Raw genomic sequence first — 16,851 nt, 5'->3', positions numbered from 1 at the left:
ATATACGTAAGCGGTTGCTTTTCCCTACGCCGGTATAAACCGAATCAGGTTCGAAGGGACTATCTCAATTCTATACAGAATACCCCCAAAGCCATATCAAATTTAGACAAAAAAAAGGACTTTTTATAGTCCATGTTTTATTCGGTCCCGGAATAGTAAAAATGACTGCGAGCGATTTGACCGACATTTTCAGTATTAGTAGGGAAATAGATTGAGCCGATAACTCGTAGAGGATGATGTCAAAATGATCTCGTGTAACTAAGCTGCTTGTTAAGAATTTATATTGTCTTCAGCTGGCAATTCCGTGTAGTCAGGTGGGGTATAAGTGACGCGGGCAAAATTTTTCGTCAGGAGTTCAGTATCAATAACCTTTCCACCCTGAAATTTTAGGAATTTTTCCCGCCAAATTTCATTTTTTCGATAGAATTGATCTCCTATTTTAAGGAATTGATGCTCTTTTTCAATGACGTGATAGGCAAAATCGAGCTCCTGATCGATCCTCAGTTCACCTTCAAGACATTTTTCGGTAAACCAGAGATTGATCTGAAACGTATAGGGGGTATTGTTGGTAAACTGATAGTCGCGATAATTGTAAAATACCGTTGCACCACTTCCGAAAGGTAATACACGCCCATCATCGGGAAACGGATCAAAAGAATGGTGATAACGCTCTGTGACTGTCAGTGGGCTATGGATAACAAGCCAATGGATCAGGTTGGAGATCTGGCAGATTCCACCACCGATACCTGCCCGTGCTTCGCCAAAAGACAATTCCATCCCTGGAAGATAGCCTTTCTTTTTTGTGGGCTGACCGACCAGTTTACAGAATGAAAAGGTTTCGCCTGGCTGGATCAGTACACCATTGATCTGCTTTGCTGCAATCTTTAGATTGGTCACTTTATTGATCTGCAGTTGCATATTGTTTTCTCCCAACTTCTTTAATAAAACAGACTGGTGTTTTTTGATGCGGTACTGTAACGCTGTTGTAGACTTGGTTTTTGTGTACTTTTTATTATCCAGTAACCAAATGGCTTTTCTTTGTGTCCTTCTTGCCCAGACAGCAAGAAAATACAGTAAAGGGTGGCGTTGACTTATTAATTTCCGTTTTTTCACTAATGACGAATAATTGTTTATTGTTTCCTTCTATTTCAATTTGCGCGTTTGAATTATTGAGAATTAGGGGAACTTTTCTTTTTTTGTATTGTTTTAGAAGTGATTTTATTCTGTTTATCAAATACAGTGCTCTCGTATTGATAATCGCCCTGTTCTTTTGAGACTATTTTCAATTCCAATGTACCATCACGATAAAACAGGTAGGTGCTTTCGTTGCCTTGCACAGCTATTTTGGATTCGGCAGTGAGCTTCCCTGTTGGGTCAAATACCTGCCACGAAGAGAAATTGTCTGCTTTTTGGGTATCATAATAATACAGTGTACGTTTTTCGATAGCGTCATTTAGCCCTGAAACTTCCTCAATAAGCTGCCCATTTTCATTGTAACGGTGGTCGACCCAATGCATCCGTTGGTAAACGAAATGAATGGACTCCTCCCGGATCAATTGATATTGATCATTTAAATGCTGGATGGAGACGGACCGCCGCTCAGGATCGGTAATGAGAATAGCATGCGGTAAGTATTGATAAATTGTACTAGAGGACCATTTGCTGTTTTGAAGCTGTTGTATCGAATCGATTAATCCCCATTTGTTGTAAAAATATTTGGTGTAATAGTTGACCCCATTAGCCAAATTGTTTGCCGAGAGTTCTTTGCCTTGCTGATAAACGGTTGTTATAATGCCGCTGGGTTTTTCGAGGTTCTCCCCTGTAAAGGTCTGCGAAATATAAGTTCCGTCATATTTGCCTTTTTTCTGAGCGGAGTAGATCGGAAGATTGGATCGGGAGATGATTGCCTTAGCGTATTGCTTGGATGGTTTAAACGGGATAGCTTCGATGGAATCGAAGAATAGTTTCCCATCGTATTTAAGCGCTTTTTGAGGCGTACTTGTCTGCTTATTATTTGTCAATATTGGCTTTGCGGCCTGCAGATAGCTTTGACTGTCATAGATCACTTTCGGTCCGCTCTGACCATCAAACAGGATCATGGCATTTCGTTGTTTGAGGGTTGGTACATCAACTGTCCACTTACGCTTGTTGACAAAAAAAGTAAATTTTTGGGCATCTGTTTTTGAGACCACGAGTTTGGTGGTACTATAGGGAATCTGTCTAATAATTTCATTTGCCTTTTGATCATGGAGACGCATCGCGAAATCTGTTGATTTATCGGATTCATTGGTAACGAACAGGATCGCTTGGGTAGGCGCTCCGATTTCCATAGATTTTATCGTTTGAGATCGTGCTACAGTCGTACAGAAAAGGAGTGCCAACAACTGGAAAATGATCGATTGGGGCTTTATTGATCTGGAATGACAGTTCATTTAAATAGGGGAAACTTTGGCTTTATATGTTTTAGTTTAGTACTTCTTTTAGGAATAGTAAAGTATGCTCCCAAGCACGTTTGGCCATGACAGGGTTATATTCTGGGGATTCCGGATTGGTAAAGGTATGGCCGGAATTGGCGTAGGTAATGATCTGCCAGTCCGCTTTTCCTTCATTAAGTTCCTTAACCAATCCATCATAATCTTCTTTTGATACACTTTTGTCAGCGGCAGGATGCTCAATCAATACTTTCACATTGATCGCTGCATTAGGTCTATCTGCCGATTTGGAGAGCCCACCATGAATACTGACCACAGCTGCGACAGGAAAACCAGCGCGTGCTGTTTCCAGTGCTCCGGTTCCGCCAAAGCAGTAACCGATTACTGCAATTTTTTCGGGATCAGCTCCAGAGTCCTTCAATTGTTTTAACGCAGCCGCAATGCGCTGCTGATAGGCCTTGTAGTCTGTTTTATAATGACCGGCGATTTTCGAAGCCGCTGTGTTGTCTGTAGGGATATTTCCTTCACCATAGATATCGGCAATGAAAGCAATATAGCCTTCTTTTTCAAGTTGCAAAGCGGCTTGTTTTGCCTCGTTATCTATGCCTTTCCAAGCGGGTAAAATAAGGACTGCAGGCCCTTTTTTATTAGCATTGGACGTGATAAGCCCATTTAATTGCTGTGTTCCGTCTTTATAGGATACCTGTTTTAACTCCTGTGCTTTCATGCTCATGGTAACGATAGTTAATAGGAAAAATGTCAAAGCTGTTTTCATCTGTTCTTAAATTTTTTAGCCGTCAGATGGCCTGTGTGATTAAAGATAATACCGCTGTTTCCGGTGAAAGTCCTTCGTGTGCTTGATAAACAAATTTAGGCTCAGGATGGTTTTATTGATTCAATAATTCCGATCACATCCAATTGTCCCAAACCGCTGTCATGCGCCTTTTGATAGGTGTCGAGCAAGGTGCCAAGTAGGGGATAGGAGGCTCCCGCCTGTTGTGCCAACCGGATATCTTTTAACATCAGATCCAGCGCAAATGCTGCGGTATAATTTCCTTCAACGAGCAAAGGAGTTTTTACTTTTGTTGCTCCGCTACCACTGGCACTATCGTTGATAATCTCTAGCATTTCACTGCGTTCAATCCCTAATTGATCGGAGAATAAGATGGTTTCGGCCAAACCTTGATAGATGATTGATAGAAAATAATTGATGGCTAGTTTGGCGGCAATACCTTTGCCATTTTCACCAAGGTGTTTAATGGATTTTCCCATCTTCTCAAGGTAAGGTCTGGCACGTTCAAGGTCGGTCTGTTCTCCGCCGACCATAATGATCAATGTACCTTCGGCAGCAGGTTTGGTACTTCCAGCGACCGGAGCATCCAGAAATGCGGCACCTTTCGCTTTTAGCTTATTGGCAAGATTGATACTCACATCTTGAGCGATAGTACTCATATCCACAAATAATTTTCCGCTGATAGGCTGTTCAAGAATTTTACCGTAAACCTCCTCGACGGCGGCATCGTTTGTCAGCATGGTGAAAACCACATCACTGGACTCGATCAGATCCGTGACTTCGCTATAAACAGTTGATTGTGCTGCAAAGTCTGTCGTTCTGGCGATGTTTCTGTTGTAAACGGCAAGCGGAAATCCTGCTTTTTCAAGGTTTTTTGCCATGGGATTCCCCATATTTCCTAATCCTATAAATCCTATGTTTTCTGTTTTCATATTAAATTGTGTCATGTGAATCGAACATTCAGCTCACAATAAAGGTACAAATGTTTTTGGATCTATAGGGCGTAAAGCTAGGACAACAATAGGAGGTATTTAAATTCGATAGTATAAGCTCCATATCCGTTTGATATGAATTTATTTCTGCTGTTAAATCAATACTCTGATCTCATTCCTGAGCAGTACAATCTTATCTTCATTTTCCAATTTTTTTAAGATCCGGGAGACGACAACACGGGAAGTGTTCAGATCGGATGCAATATCTTGATGGGTGAGGGTTAGAATCCGGTCGTTGGTAAGATTTACTTTAGCTTTTAGGTAATTGAGGATACGTTCTTCCATATTGGAGAATGCAAGATTATCTACAGCCTGGAGCATTTCATTCATCCGGCTGGCATAACTCGATATAATGAAATTCCGCCAGGAAGGGTACTTTCCCATCCATTCATTGACCTGTTCATTGGGGATCATGGCTACGGTTGTATCCTTTTCAGCCCGAGCCCGAATTTCACTTTTTTTATTTCCCAGACAACAGGCGATAGACATAGTACAGGTCTGTCCCTGTTCAAGATAATAGAGTAAGAGTTCTCCTCTGGCTTCATCCTCGCGGACGACTTTGATCGCTCCCGCTAACAATAAGGGCATTGCGCTGATGTATTGATCGGTATCGATGATGAGATCGCCTTCACGGAAAGTTTTGATGCGAGCATTCTTTATAATTTCTTCAATCAATGCAGGTTCAAGAACACCTGCGTAAGCTTGTTCAATGGACAACATAGTTTTTTATTTGTACTTAAATATAGCCATTTTGATCTTAAGGGATGCTGTGTTTGATTAAAAAACGCTAAGACCTTATGCTCCGCTGTAATAATAAAGGATGTCTCAGGTAGATATCCGGATAAAAAACGAAAATAAAAGAATGTGTTGACTTATTCAAAGGAGACAAAATTTTATTCTGACTACTTTTGATATATTTCCATTAAAACAATGTTTTTGTTGTATTCCTATTAACGGGCTTAATTTTGACTTGCTGTTTTGATTTTAAAATCAAGCTTAATCTATGGAAGATTAAAATTTGAAGTTAATATAAACGGACTGTTTACAGTTGTGCTAGTGTTAAAATTAGTTAAAAAGACAATCAATTCCTAATTTTGCGGCACAAAAAACAAAACAATCACATCTAAGATGAAAAAGTCTTTACTTTTTTTTGCACTTGTTTTTGCTAGCTATGGCGCGGTTCATGCACAAACGGCAAATACTAGTTCGGTTTCAGGAGTTGTAAAAGAGGCTACTGGACAAACAGTTAAAGGAGCAACCATTAAAATCACCCACATCCCAAGTGGACAAGTTGTAAGCGGCTCAGCTGATGCTCAAGGAAAATTTCAAATTTCAAATCTTCAAGAGGGAGGTCCCTACAAAGTTGAAGTGACCTACATTGGTGAAAAACCAGTTGTCATTGAAAACATCATGTTGAAATCGGGCGAATCGTTGAATATTAATCCGACGTTTTCGGAGGGTACTTCAACGGATTTAGATGAGGTTGTTGTTGTTGGTCATGGTGTTATTGATATTGCCGCTGGTAGAAAAACGCCTATCGCAGTTTCAACGATTAATAGACTTGAAATTGAAGAAAAAGTAGGTGCGCAAGATATCACGTCAACTTTGGCGAATACGCCATCAGTTTACATTACAGGGCAGGCGAAAGGTTTTGGTGAATCTTCAATGACTACACGTGGTTTTGACCAATCCAATACAGCATTTTTATTGAATGGTCAGCCGGTGAATGGAATGGATAATGGCCGTGTATATTGGTCTAACTGGTCTGGCCTTACAGATATTGCTTCTTTGGTACAGATCCAACGTGGTTTGGGTTCTTCCAAACTAGCGATTTCATCTGTAGGGGGAACAATCAACTTTGTAACCAAGTCCACAGATATGAAAGAAGGCGGTTTTGTGCGGACGACAGTCGGTAATGATATGTTGATGAAAGGAACTGTAGGCTATAGTACTGGAATGATGAAAAACGGTTTTGCTGTTTCAGCAATGTTTACGCATTGGTCCGGTGATGGATATGTGAATGGTACGCAAGGGCAGGGACAAAATTATTTCTTGTCTGTGGGTTATAAAGCGAGCGATAAGCATAACTTTAACTTAATGGTTACTGGTGCTCCACAATGGCATAATCAAGGTTTCACTTCAACATTGGACAACTACTTGAAAAATGGAAGAAGATACAATAGTAATGTCGAGACAGTTAATGGTACCGAAGTTAACTACCGTAAAAATTACTACCATAAACCGGTAGCCAATTTCAACTGGGACTGGACTATTGATGATAAATCTTCATTATCTACCGTTGTTTATGCTTCAGTAGCGAGTGGTGGTGGTCAAACCAAGAGAACAGATAAATTCAATAAAGGCCCTTACCTAGCAGCTGATGTAAACAATCACCAGTGGTATGGTATCGTTTCTAACTATAACCGTAAATTAAATGAGAATTTAAATTTCAATGTTGGATTCGATTTGCGTGATTATAAAGGTGAGCACTATCGTCAGGTAACGGATATGTTGGGTCAGTCATCAATTGCCAACGTAGGTAACGTAAACTTGGGCAATAATGTCTTTATTACAGAAACTTATTCAACCAATCCATGGAAGGCATTTTCAAGCCAACCGAAATCAACAGAAAATAGATTAGCATGGGATTATGAGCAAATGATCCGTTACGGCGGCTTATTTGGTCAATTGGAATATGCTAAAAATGGTTTTACAGCGTTTTTCCAAGGATCAGTTTCGCAACAGCAAAATAGCCGTAGAGAATATTATTTAGAGAAACCCGAGAACTCAAAATCGGAAAATGTTAATAATTTTGGATATAACACCAAAGGAGGTGTAAGCTATACCTTAGGCAAACATAGTCTTTTTGCTAATGCTGGTTACTATTCACGTCAGCCTTATCAGAACAATATCTTCATGAACTATAGAAATGACGTGAACCCTTATGCGGAGAACGAGAAGATCTTAGGTCTTGAATTAGGGTATAAATTTATGTCAAGATATATTGATGTGAATGTGAATGCTTATAAGACAACATGGGAAAATAGAGTGACTGGTAACTCAAGAAACGCTTCAAAAGCAGATGTTGCAAAGTATAATCCAACCAATGATCCGAACATCTTAGTAGAGGGAGATTATCTTTATTTCTCAAATTATGGTGTAAAACAAAACCACAAAGGGGTAGAGTTGGATTTTGCTGCTCGTCCGTTCAGAGGATTTACTGTTAAAGGTTTTGCGTCTATCGGTGATTGGAAATATGATGGCGAATCAGTTTCAATTGTCCGTAACGAAAACCGGGTAGAATTGGCAACCGAAAAGGTCGATTTAACTGGTGGTCAAGTTGGGGATGCTGCGCAAACAACCTATGGTTTAGGTGCCAAGTATTTTATCACAAGAGGTTTATCTGTTGATGGAGACTGGAGATCTTACGATCGTTTGTATTCTTCAAGACAAGCTGGTCAGGGCAAAGTATTAGAATTGCCTTCCTACCAACTTGTTGATGCAGGTGTTTCTTATAAAATAGATATCAGTGATAAAAACGCAATAAGTTTTAGATTTAACATCAATAACTTATTGAACAAGTTCTATATTTCTGAGGCGACTACAAATATTTTTGAAAACACGAAGGCCGGCGAGACGAATGAATATTGGAATGGAATCAATACCTCTAACACAGTATTGATCGGTCTAGGAAGAACCTGGAACGCTTCAGTGAAATTCACATTCTAATAAGATACCCTATTTAGTATTAAAAAGACTCACATTATTGTGGGTCTTTTTTTGTTTTTTAATAAAAACTTAATACTTTTAGGTGATCTAACTGCCAACCTGATGTTGCATAAATTAATTTGTCTGGAAAATTTACAGATAGGTACCGTTTATTTTTCCGCTTTTGTGGTAAACCTGGATGGTGGAAATACCGGTTTTGCTTTATTTATTAACCAAGAAAATGACCCGATTTTTATTTTTCGAAAAGAGAAGAAAAATGAAGTGTCTTTTCATGTCAATGAAGACCAGTTTTTTTGGATTGTAAGAAATAGTCAGTTCACAGCCGGTGAACGCCAAAGCTTTTTCGCGGAGTTTGTTGAGTTCTTACGTTTAATGGAAGATAAGGTTTCTAATTATGTCTTTAAACGTGAAAAGCTAGTCAGATTTACGAATTCGAGGGATATCGTTCGGTACAAATATCTCTATTTGACCGGTGAACTGAATTAAATCGTTTCTATTTAAGTAGGAAAGCGAGGCGGTTAAATTTCTTTTGTATTGAAATTTAGCTTAGTTTTGGGTATGAAGCTAATGATATCAAATCTATCTGTTACCCTTCGGGGCGATGCTGTTACAGCAGCGGATTTTAAACTTCCCTCACCTGTATTGCTTGCTAAATTTTCTTTTTTGCCAATTTCGTCTTTTTTTCCAACGGATATCATTCCCTTTTCCCCGGATGAGTTTGATCACATCCAACAAGAAGACATCAAGCTCCTGTTAAACGGCTTTTCGATGGGGATTATTGCTGATAACGATCCTGTGCAAGTCCTGGAGGAGGTCATCGCGTTGTCAAACAGTGCGCTGGCATACAGTTACCTTGGACTCTATTATTTTAAGATAAAAGCCTACGAAGAAGCAATCGCTGTTTATAGTAGGGCAATTGAATACTTTAAAGAGGAACCTTATTTTTACGCAAGCCGATGCTTGGTCTATCGCTTGATTGGCGAAGATGAGGGCGCATTTTATGATTACCAGATTGCCAAAAGATTGGATTTTAATTATCACAGTGTATTGGAATGGCAGGAAAATCAGGCCGAATTGAGCTATTTTGAAGCCGAAAATCTGGTTATTCAAGAGCTGGAATCTACACCCAAAGAACTCAGTATGGACGAGCTGAATTCATTAGGACTTGAATACGTCCATTGTTATGATTATCTGAAGGCGATCGAATTGTATACCTCGGCCATCAATAAAAATACAACAGGAGATAGTAACCTCTTTGTTTTCAGAGGAAGTCTCTATCTAAAATTGACCTGCTTTGAGTTGGCTTTAAATGATTTTAATCAGGCGATCGAGCTGGATGAAAATCAAACTGCTGCCTATGTATTCCGTGCTAAGGTGTTTGAATCTTACCGCTATTCCGAAAAAGCACTTAACGATTATGCGAAAGCGGAAGAAAATGACAGCAACTCATCTATTGTGTATGAAGAACGGGCTTCCTTATTGGAACGTCTGGGCTGTCTACCTGAGGCATTGTCTGATTTCGACCGTTTGGTCGAACTGAATCCTGATGACTTTTATGTGTATTCTTTGCGGGCAGATCTCAAGGAAAAACTGGAGGACATGCATGGCGCATTGGTAGATTATTCCACAGCTATTGACTTGAATCCTTATTATTCGGACTTATATTCTTATCGTGCTGCTATCAAAGAAAAGCTCGGTGATGCAGTGGGGGCTAAGCTCGATTTAGATAAGTTTAATGAATTGGAAGACGAATAAAACCATAAAAAGAAAAGCTTCCCCAGGAGAATTGAATAGAGACTGCGGGGAGCATGAATACAATTAAATAGAAACGGAGCTATACGAATTTGGATAGCCCCGTTTCTATTTTTAGTTAAGCTCCCACGGGAGCCTGTGATTGTTCTACGTTAACCCAGTTCAGACCCTACTTAATGATACGTTTAATTTTATTGGAACGTTTGATGAGTTTGTGCAACTTGTCATAATCTTCGCTGGCGATTGAATCATGCAAGGATTGCAATTGTTTGATATGTTCTTCCAAGACTTCCAGTACATTTTCACGATTCTGTTTGAAGATAGGTGTCCACATATCGGGTGAACTTTTAGCCAAACGGACTGTAGATTCAAAACCTGATCCTGCCAGCTCAAATATACGTCCCTGCGATTTCTCCTTTTCCAATACTGTCAATGCTAGTGCGAATGAAGTAAGGTGGGAGATATGCGAAACATAGGCTGTATGCACATCGTGTTCGTCCGCATTCATGAAGCAGGTGCGCATCTCCAGTTGATCTGTGATCGCATCAGTAACTTCGAATGCATCTTCATCCGTTCTAAAGGCCTCAACATAAACCATCATCTTCCCCTTGAATAAACCTGCTACCGCAGCTTCGGGACCAGAATATTCTGTACCGGCCATCGGGTGAGCTGCAATATAACGACCTCTATTGGAGTGATCTTTGATTTTGTTTAGTATGTTTGTCTTAGTAGATCCCATGTCAATAACGACCTGGTCTGTCACCTGATCAAGGATCTGAGGAACAACCTGCAAAATCGCATCAACGGGAATAGTCAATATCAGTACCTTACAGGTTTTTATTGCTTCTTCCAAAGTCATTGCTTCGTCGATAAAGCCTATCTGCTTGGCTTTGTCAAGATTTTTTTCGCTTTTATCTACACCAATGATCTTACTGCAGAATTTTGTTTCTTTTAAGCGGATGGCAACTGAGCCGCCAATTAAGCCTACGCCTACGATGGCAATATTCATATGTGAATAATTATTTATTCGTGTTTGTCTTTCAAAGCCCATATGAGATATCCGGATTATATTTATTTGTCTGCTGTAACCGCGGATACTTCATTTGATTGAAATGTTAATTTTGAAAAATGTGTCTAGAAATTATCCTTAATACGTTGGATGGATTCTTCAAGAACTTCTACTGTCGCACAGAGACTGATGCGGATATACTGATTCCCTCCATCTCCAAAAATCCCTCCCGGTGTGATAAACACGCGTGCTTTGTCCAAGACAGCATCGCTAAGCGCATAACCATCCTTATAGGAATTCGGGATTTGAGCCCATACAAATAAACCAACTTGATCTTTTTGGTATGAACAGCCCAGTAAGTTCATGATTTCATAGACTTTAAGACGTCTATCTGCATAAATTTTATTAAGATCCTTATACCATGAAGCTTCCAGTTGTAAGGCTTTTGCCGCCGCCAATTGAACAGGCAAAAACATCCCGGAATCCATATTGCTTTTAAAACGTAACACCTGGTTAATACGCTCTTCGCTACCAACCAATGCTCCGACTCTCCAACCAGCCATATTGGATGATTTGCTCAATGAATTTAGTTCTATCGCGACCTCTTTTGCGCCTTCCACGCTCATGATACTACGTGGTTTGTCCGTCAGGATAAAACTATAGGGATTGTCATGACAGATAAGAATATTGAATTCCTTTGCAAATTCAATCAGTTCTTTATAAAAAGCATCCGATGCAGACGCTCCCGTAGGCATGTGCGGATAATTGATCCACATTAACTTGACGTTTGACAGATCCTGTTTCCGAAGTTCATCAAAGTCAATCAGCCAATTTTTTTCCTGCGTAAGCTTATAGGTGATCGACTCCGCTCCACTCAACCTTACGGCCGCAGCATAGGCCGGGTAGCCGGGATTGGGGATTAAAGCCTTGTCTCCTTCTTGTAGGTAGGTCATGCAAATATGAACGATACCTTCTTTCGATCCAATCAGTGGTAAGATTTCCGTGTTGGGATTAAAAGTGGCCTGATAATAGCGTTGATACCAATCGGCAACAGCCTGTCTTAAAGCTGGAGCTCCTTTGTAATTTTGATAGCCATGTACATTTGGAAGTTGGGCATTCGTATTCAATGTCGCTATTACCTCCGGGTGAGGGGGTAAGTCAGGACTTCCAATTCCTAGATTGATTACACGTGCACCCTGTTTGTTAAGCTCATCTATTTCCCTTAGTTTTTTCGAGAAGTAGTATTCTTCAGTTTGCTGCAATCTTTTGGCAACGTCTATTTGCATTTTATTTTTAATAATTTTGGTATTTGAATGAAGCTAAATTAGGGAATTATCTATAAAAAGTAGCTATTTTTGTCTTTTTTTCAAATGAATAGCACGTTCATCGTTTCACACTGACCCTTGGGAATTTTATTGAATAGAACTGTATGAGTGCTTTTCTTGATTAATTTGTTATTTTTGTTCAATTTCCTCGCTTAATAGAATTTTAATGGAAGAGGAGAGGTCGACAAATTATTTTTTTGTATCAAATTAATTTGTCTTAGTTCAAAATAAATGAAAACATATTTTAGGCTCTTATCATTTGCTAAACCCATTGAGAAATTTGCGATTCCGTATGTAATCTGCACCTTGATTACGGTTGTTTTTAGCACTTTAAATTTAGCATTACTCGCTCCATTACTCCACACACTTTTTAATTCCGGTAAATCTGTCACTGAAGTTGTAAAACCCGAGACTTATACGGATATTTTGGCTTGGTTTAATTACTATGCGAATGTAGCAAATAACCAGCTTGGTGCTTATGGGGCATTAAAGTACGTTTGTATTGTTATCGTAATCTCCGTATTTATCAGTAATCTTTTCCGTTATTTCTGCCAGCGGATTATGGAAAATTTTCGTATTCACACCTTGTTGAAACTGCGCAGGGCAGTCTTTGACAATGTGATGGATCTGCATGTCGGTTATTTTACGGGACAGCGGAAAGGAGATATCGTTTCCAAGGTTGCTTCCGATGTACAGGTTGTACAGTATTCCGTTACGGGTACTTTACAGGTCGTATTCAAAGAACCTTTGCAGCTGATCGCCTATATTGTGATGTTGTTTAATATCTCGGCCAAGCTGACTTTCTTTTCTTTGTTGGTTATTCCGATTTCAGCATTTTTTATAGCACGAATTGTAAAAAATTTAAAAAGCCAGGCGCGTTCAGCTCAGGAATCCTATGGAAATATGATATCCTATCTGGATGAAGCATTATCCGGTATCAAAATCATCAAAGCCTTTAATGCAGTCTCTTTTATCAAAAATAGATTTCATAATGAGAACGAACGATATGCCAATATTGGTCGGGCAATGGCGAAGAGACAACAATTGGGTTCTCCTGTTTCGGAGCTGCTTGGGGTGATGATGGTCGCTATTATTTTGTTGTATGGCGGGCATTTGGTGCTATCTGGAGATAAAAGTTTGACAGCGCCAGCGTTTATCGCTTACATAGCCATTTTCTCGCAGGTTATGCGCCCTGCAAAAGCATTGACAGATGCTTTTAGTGGTATTCATAATGGTCTTGCAGCAGGAGAACGGGTGTTGGAATTAGTTGATGAACGCAGTGAGGTGACCGACAAACCGAATGCGAAAAAGGTCGAAAGCTTTGAGCAACGTATTGTTTTCAAAGATGTAAATTTCGCTTATACAAAAGATAAGAAGATTCTTCAGGGGATAGACCTTGAGATTGAAAAAGGAAAAGTAGTAGCTTTGGTTGGCCCTTCAGGTGGCGGGAAATCAACATTGGTGGATCTCATCCCACGATTTATGGATGTCACTGACGGACAGATCCTTTTTGACGGTATAGATCTAAGGGATCTGGATCAAGATTCTTTACGGAGTATGATCGGGGTGGTCAATCAGGAATCCATTTTATTTAATGATACTATTTTCAATAATATCGCATTTGCCAATCTAGCCGCTAGTCAGGAAGAAATCGAAGCAGCAGCAAAAATAGCCAATGCACATGAGTTTATTCTAAAGACAGATCAGGGGTACCAAACCAATATTGGTGATCGTGGCGGTAAATTGTCGGGTGGGCAGCGTCAGCGGATCTGTATTGCACGGGCGGTATTGAAAAACCCACCGATTATGCTGCTCGATGAGGCCACTTCGGCCCTGGATACCGAATCCGAAAAACTAGTACAAGATTCCCTCTATAAATTGATGGATAATCGGACGACAGTCGTGATTGCGCATCGTTTGAGCACCATTCAAAATGCCGATAAGATTGTGGTCATCGAAGCTGGGAAAATTGTTGAAACAGGTAGCCATAGTGAATTGCTACAGCATAATGGCTTATATAAGAAGTTAATTGAGATGCAGCAATTTACCGACTAAGCATGTCGTTTTAGGAAAGTTTTATTTGTCTTTCGAGGACTAAACATGACGCAATCCTGAATGAGTGTTATCACATTTTATTATAACTTTTGTCGCCTTTTAGGTACATTTGTTTAAGATAGGAGATACATTAATGAACGCAATAGATAAATTAAATTTCTTGATCAATGATAAACATTTAGACGTTGAATTAAGAAATATAGCCGAGAAAGTTTTGCGAGAGGAGCGTATCACTTTTGATGAAGGAGTTCTTTTATACGAAAAAGGTGAATTAGGCTATCTTGGTGTTCTCGCCAATTATATCCGTGAGAAACGTCATGGAGATCACACCTTCTTTAACCGTAATTTTCACATTGAGCCTACGAATGTCTGTGTATATGACTGCAAATTCTGTTCCTATTCCAGACTGATCAAAGAGCGCGCCGAAGGTTGGGAAATGGAAGTCGATGGCATGATGGATATCGTGAAGAAATATGACAATGAAGCCGTTACCGAAGTGCATATTACAGGTGGGGTTGTGCCAAAGCAAAATCTCGAATTTTATGCAGACTTCTTTAAAAGATGTAAAGCACATCGACCCGAATTACATATTAAGGGACTCACGCCAGTAGAATATTATTATATTTTCAAGAAAGCAAAGTTGAGCCACTATGACGGACTGAAATATTTGCAGTCTTGTGGACTCGACTCAATGCCCGGTGGTGGCGCTGAAATCTTTCATCCGGAAATCCGAGAGCAGATTGCGCATGATAAGTGTACAGCTGAGCAATGGTTAGATATTCACGAGCAAGCTCATCGTCTGGGTATGCATACAAATGCGACGATGTTATACGGTCATATTGAACAATTTTGGCATCGGGTAGACCATATGGAACGTTTGCGACAACTTCAGGATAAAACGGGCGGCTTCCAGACTTTTATTCCATTGAAATTTCGGAATAAAGAGAACCAGATGTCACATATCCCTGAGGTTTCTGTTATCGAAGATTTAAGAAATTATGCGATCGCACGGATCTATATGGATAATTTTGATCATATCAAAGCCTATTGGGCAATGATATCAAGAGATACAGCGCAATTGTCCCTGGCTTTTGGTGTGGATGATATTGATGGTACTTTGGACGATACGACCAAAATATACAGTATGGCTGGTGCGGAAGAGCAAAAACCGGGAATGACAACTCAAGAGGTTGTGGAATTGATTAAAAAGGTAGGCCGTCATCCCATTGAACGCGACACATTGTATAACGTGGTGACTGACTATAATGATGTTGTCTTTGAAGAGGATACCAAAAAGAAAAATTATTACGCACTACCTGTTGTGAACCCATAAACTAGATCATATTCATTTTGAAAAAGACATTTTATTTTATACGACACGGACAGACTGATCTAAATCTAAAAGGCATAGTGCAGGGGAGAGGAGTTGATTCTCCATTAAATGAAACAGGCATGGCCCAGGCTCAGGCTTTCTTTGAACGGTACAATACAGTGCCTTTTGACAAGGTATACTCCTCGACTTTATTACGGACCCATCAGACGGTACAAGGCTTTATTGACCAGAATTTGCCCTGGGAACAGCTTGTCGGGTTGGATGAAATTAGCTGGGGAATCTACGAAGGGAAAGAGCAGACTCCTGAATTGTTGTCTGGTTTTGAACAATTGGTCGCTGCATGGCGCAACGGAGAATTGGATGTCAGTATTGAAAATGGAGAGTCTCCCAACGCATTAATGGAACGCCAACAGGTTGCATTGGATCATATGCTGGCCCAAGCAAATGAAGAAAATATCCTTGTTTGCATGCATGGTCGTGCCCTACGCATCATGCTTTGCCTGATGACTGGTATTGATGCCCGATATATGGATGATTTTCCTCACACAAATACTGCTTTATATAAATTGCTGTACAATAATGGTCAATTTGAAATTATAGACCATTATAATACAGACCACTTAGAAGCATTGATGAATGAATAAAATTAGAGTTTCAGCCGTATCATATACAAACACATATCCGTTTTTGAACGGAATACGCAAATCAAAGGTAATGGATCAGATTGATCTCAGTGTCGATTATCCAAGTGCCTGCGCACAAAAAGTAATAGATGACGAGGCAGATATGGGAATTATCCCGACTGCCGCACTACTCAGTCTTCCTGAATATTATATCAATACGGATTTTTGTATTGGAACTGAAGGTGCTGTTGATTCGGTGTTTATTTTTTCCAATAAGCCCATTACAGAAGTGGAGACCCTTAGACTGGATAAGCAATCGCGTACTTCTAATGGCCTTGCCCGTGTGCTGTTAAAGAATTACTGGAAACGCGAGGTTCAGCTGATTACAGACGACAGTGTGGAGCCGGATGCTTATGTCCTGATCGGTGACCGTACTTTCGGTAAAAAGAATACTGTACCCTATGTCTATGACTTGGGGAAGGAATGGTTTGATTTTACAGGGTTGCCGTTTGCGTTTGCCCTGTGGGTAAGCAATAAAAAGTTGCCTGAATCATTTGTGAAAGATTTCAATGATGCCCTCGCTTATGGTGTAGCCCATGCGACCGATGTCATTGCGGGACTGCCCGAATTTGAAGGGTTTGACTATACAAAATATTTAACGGCACATCTTGATTTTCATCTAACAGATCAAAAACGGGAAGCTGTACAACGTTATCTGGGCTATTTAAAAGATTTGGATTAATCAAATAAAGCGCAATGCGCTACAAAAAAAGAGGTTTGTTTAACAAACCTCTTTTTTTATATGTAA

Annotated in this window: 14 protein-coding genes and 1 riboswitch; of the genes, 7 read left to right on the top strand and 7 right to left on the bottom strand. The window is 39.9% G+C overall.

What is annotated here, in order from left to right; translation table 11 throughout:
- Nucleotides 1-4 precede the first annotated feature (4 nt).
- Nucleotides 5-97: riboswitch (TPP riboswitch) on the bottom strand.
- A gap of 173 nt (nucleotides 98-270) precedes the next feature.
- The 5 genes from DFQ12_RS08315 to DFQ12_RS08295 form a co-directional block, all read right to left on the bottom strand.
- Nucleotides 271-1,113, bottom strand: coding sequence for a VanW family protein (locus DFQ12_RS08315; protein WP_120258479.1), 843 nt, complete (start codon nucleotides 1,111-1,113; stop codon nucleotides 271-273).
- A 53-nt stretch (nucleotides 1,114-1,166) separates the two neighbouring features.
- Nucleotides 1,167-2,330, bottom strand: coding sequence for a hypothetical protein (locus DFQ12_RS08310; protein ID WP_120258478.1), 1,164 nt, complete (start codon nucleotides 2,328-2,330; stop codon nucleotides 1,167-1,169).
- A 133-nt stretch (nucleotides 2,331-2,463) separates the two neighbouring features.
- Complete coding sequence (locus tag DFQ12_RS08305) at nucleotides 2,464-3,207, bottom strand: dienelactone hydrolase family protein (RefSeq protein ID WP_120258477.1); 744 nt, start codon at nucleotides 3,205-3,207, stop codon at nucleotides 2,464-2,466.
- A gap of 101 nt (nucleotides 3,208-3,308) precedes the next feature.
- Nucleotides 3,309-4,157 (bottom strand): NAD(P)-dependent oxidoreductase, encoded by an 849-nt coding sequence (locus DFQ12_RS08300; RefSeq protein ID WP_120259274.1) that lies wholly within the window; start codon nucleotides 4,155-4,157, stop codon nucleotides 3,309-3,311.
- A gap of 153 nt (nucleotides 4,158-4,310) precedes the next feature.
- Nucleotides 4,311-4,937, bottom strand: coding sequence for a Crp/Fnr family transcriptional regulator (locus DFQ12_RS08295; protein WP_120258476.1), 627 nt, complete (start codon nucleotides 4,935-4,937; stop codon nucleotides 4,311-4,313).
- A 408-nt stretch (nucleotides 4,938-5,345) separates the two neighbouring features.
- Between DFQ12_RS08295 and DFQ12_RS08290 the strand changes: the two genes are divergently transcribed.
- The 3 genes from DFQ12_RS08290 to DFQ12_RS08280 all read left to right on the top strand — a co-directional run bounded on the left by DFQ12_RS08290 (nucleotide 5,346) and on the right by DFQ12_RS08280 (nucleotide 9,701).
- Complete coding sequence (locus DFQ12_RS08290) at nucleotides 5,346-7,946, top strand: TonB-dependent receptor (protein ID WP_120258475.1); 2,601 nt, start codon at nucleotides 5,346-5,348, stop codon at nucleotides 7,944-7,946.
- A 102-nt stretch (nucleotides 7,947-8,048) separates the two neighbouring features.
- On the top strand, nucleotides 8,049-8,432 hold the full coding sequence (locus DFQ12_RS08285; protein ID WP_120258474.1) for a hypothetical protein: 384 nt from the start codon (nucleotides 8,049-8,051) through the stop codon (nucleotides 8,430-8,432).
- 72 nt (nucleotides 8,433-8,504) lie between these two features.
- Nucleotides 8,505-9,701: a tetratricopeptide repeat protein gene (locus tag DFQ12_RS08280; protein WP_120258473.1), complete on the top strand. Its 1,197-nt coding sequence runs from the start codon at nucleotides 8,505-8,507 to the stop codon at nucleotides 9,699-9,701.
- A 166-nt stretch (nucleotides 9,702-9,867) separates the two neighbouring features.
- On the opposite strand, the gene DFQ12_RS08275 is transcribed toward DFQ12_RS08280, so the two are convergent.
- Nucleotides 9,868-10,749 (bottom strand): prephenate dehydrogenase, encoded by an 882-nt coding sequence (locus DFQ12_RS08275; protein WP_120258472.1) that lies wholly within the window; start codon nucleotides 10,747-10,749, stop codon nucleotides 9,868-9,870.
- An 83-nt stretch (nucleotides 10,750-10,832) separates the two neighbouring features.
- Nucleotides 10,833-11,993, bottom strand: a complete 1,161-nt coding sequence (locus DFQ12_RS08270; protein WP_120258471.1) for a pyridoxal phosphate-dependent aminotransferase — start codon at nucleotides 11,991-11,993, stop codon at nucleotides 10,833-10,835.
- Between the two features lie 270 nt (nucleotides 11,994-12,263).
- Here DFQ12_RS08270 and DFQ12_RS08265 point away from each other — a divergent pair, with 270 nt between their 5' ends.
- The 4 genes from DFQ12_RS08265 to DFQ12_RS08250 all read left to right on the top strand — a co-directional run bounded on the left by DFQ12_RS08265 (nucleotide 12,264) and on the right by DFQ12_RS08250 (nucleotide 16,785).
- Entirely contained in the window at nucleotides 12,264-14,087 is a 1,824-nt protein-coding gene (locus DFQ12_RS08265; RefSeq protein WP_120258470.1) for an ABC transporter ATP-binding protein, read from the top strand.
- A gap of 133 nt (nucleotides 14,088-14,220) precedes the next feature.
- Nucleotides 14,221-15,420 (top strand): aminofutalosine synthase MqnE, encoded by a 1,200-nt coding sequence (gene mqnE / locus DFQ12_RS08260; RefSeq protein WP_120258469.1) that lies wholly within the window; start codon nucleotides 14,221-14,223, stop codon nucleotides 15,418-15,420.
- Nucleotides 15,421-15,437: 17 nt separating this feature from the next.
- Nucleotides 15,438-16,064, top strand: a complete 627-nt coding sequence (locus tag DFQ12_RS08255; protein ID WP_120258468.1) for a histidine phosphatase family protein — start codon at nucleotides 15,438-15,440, stop codon at nucleotides 16,062-16,064.
- Complete coding sequence (locus DFQ12_RS08250) at nucleotides 16,057-16,785, top strand: menaquinone biosynthetic enzyme MqnA/MqnD family protein (RefSeq protein ID WP_120258467.1); 729 nt, start codon at nucleotides 16,057-16,059, stop codon at nucleotides 16,783-16,785. Before DFQ12_RS08255 ends, DFQ12_RS08250 begins: the two co-directional genes overlap by 8 nt.
- Nucleotides 16,786-16,851: the final 66 nt, after the last annotated feature.

Source organism: Sphingobacterium detergens, assembly GCF_003610355.1.
In the GTDB taxonomy this organism is placed as follows: domain Bacteria; phylum Bacteroidota; class Bacteroidia; order Sphingobacteriales; family Sphingobacteriaceae; genus Sphingobacterium; species Sphingobacterium detergens.
This window is presented reverse-complemented; position numbering and strand designations above follow the sequence as displayed.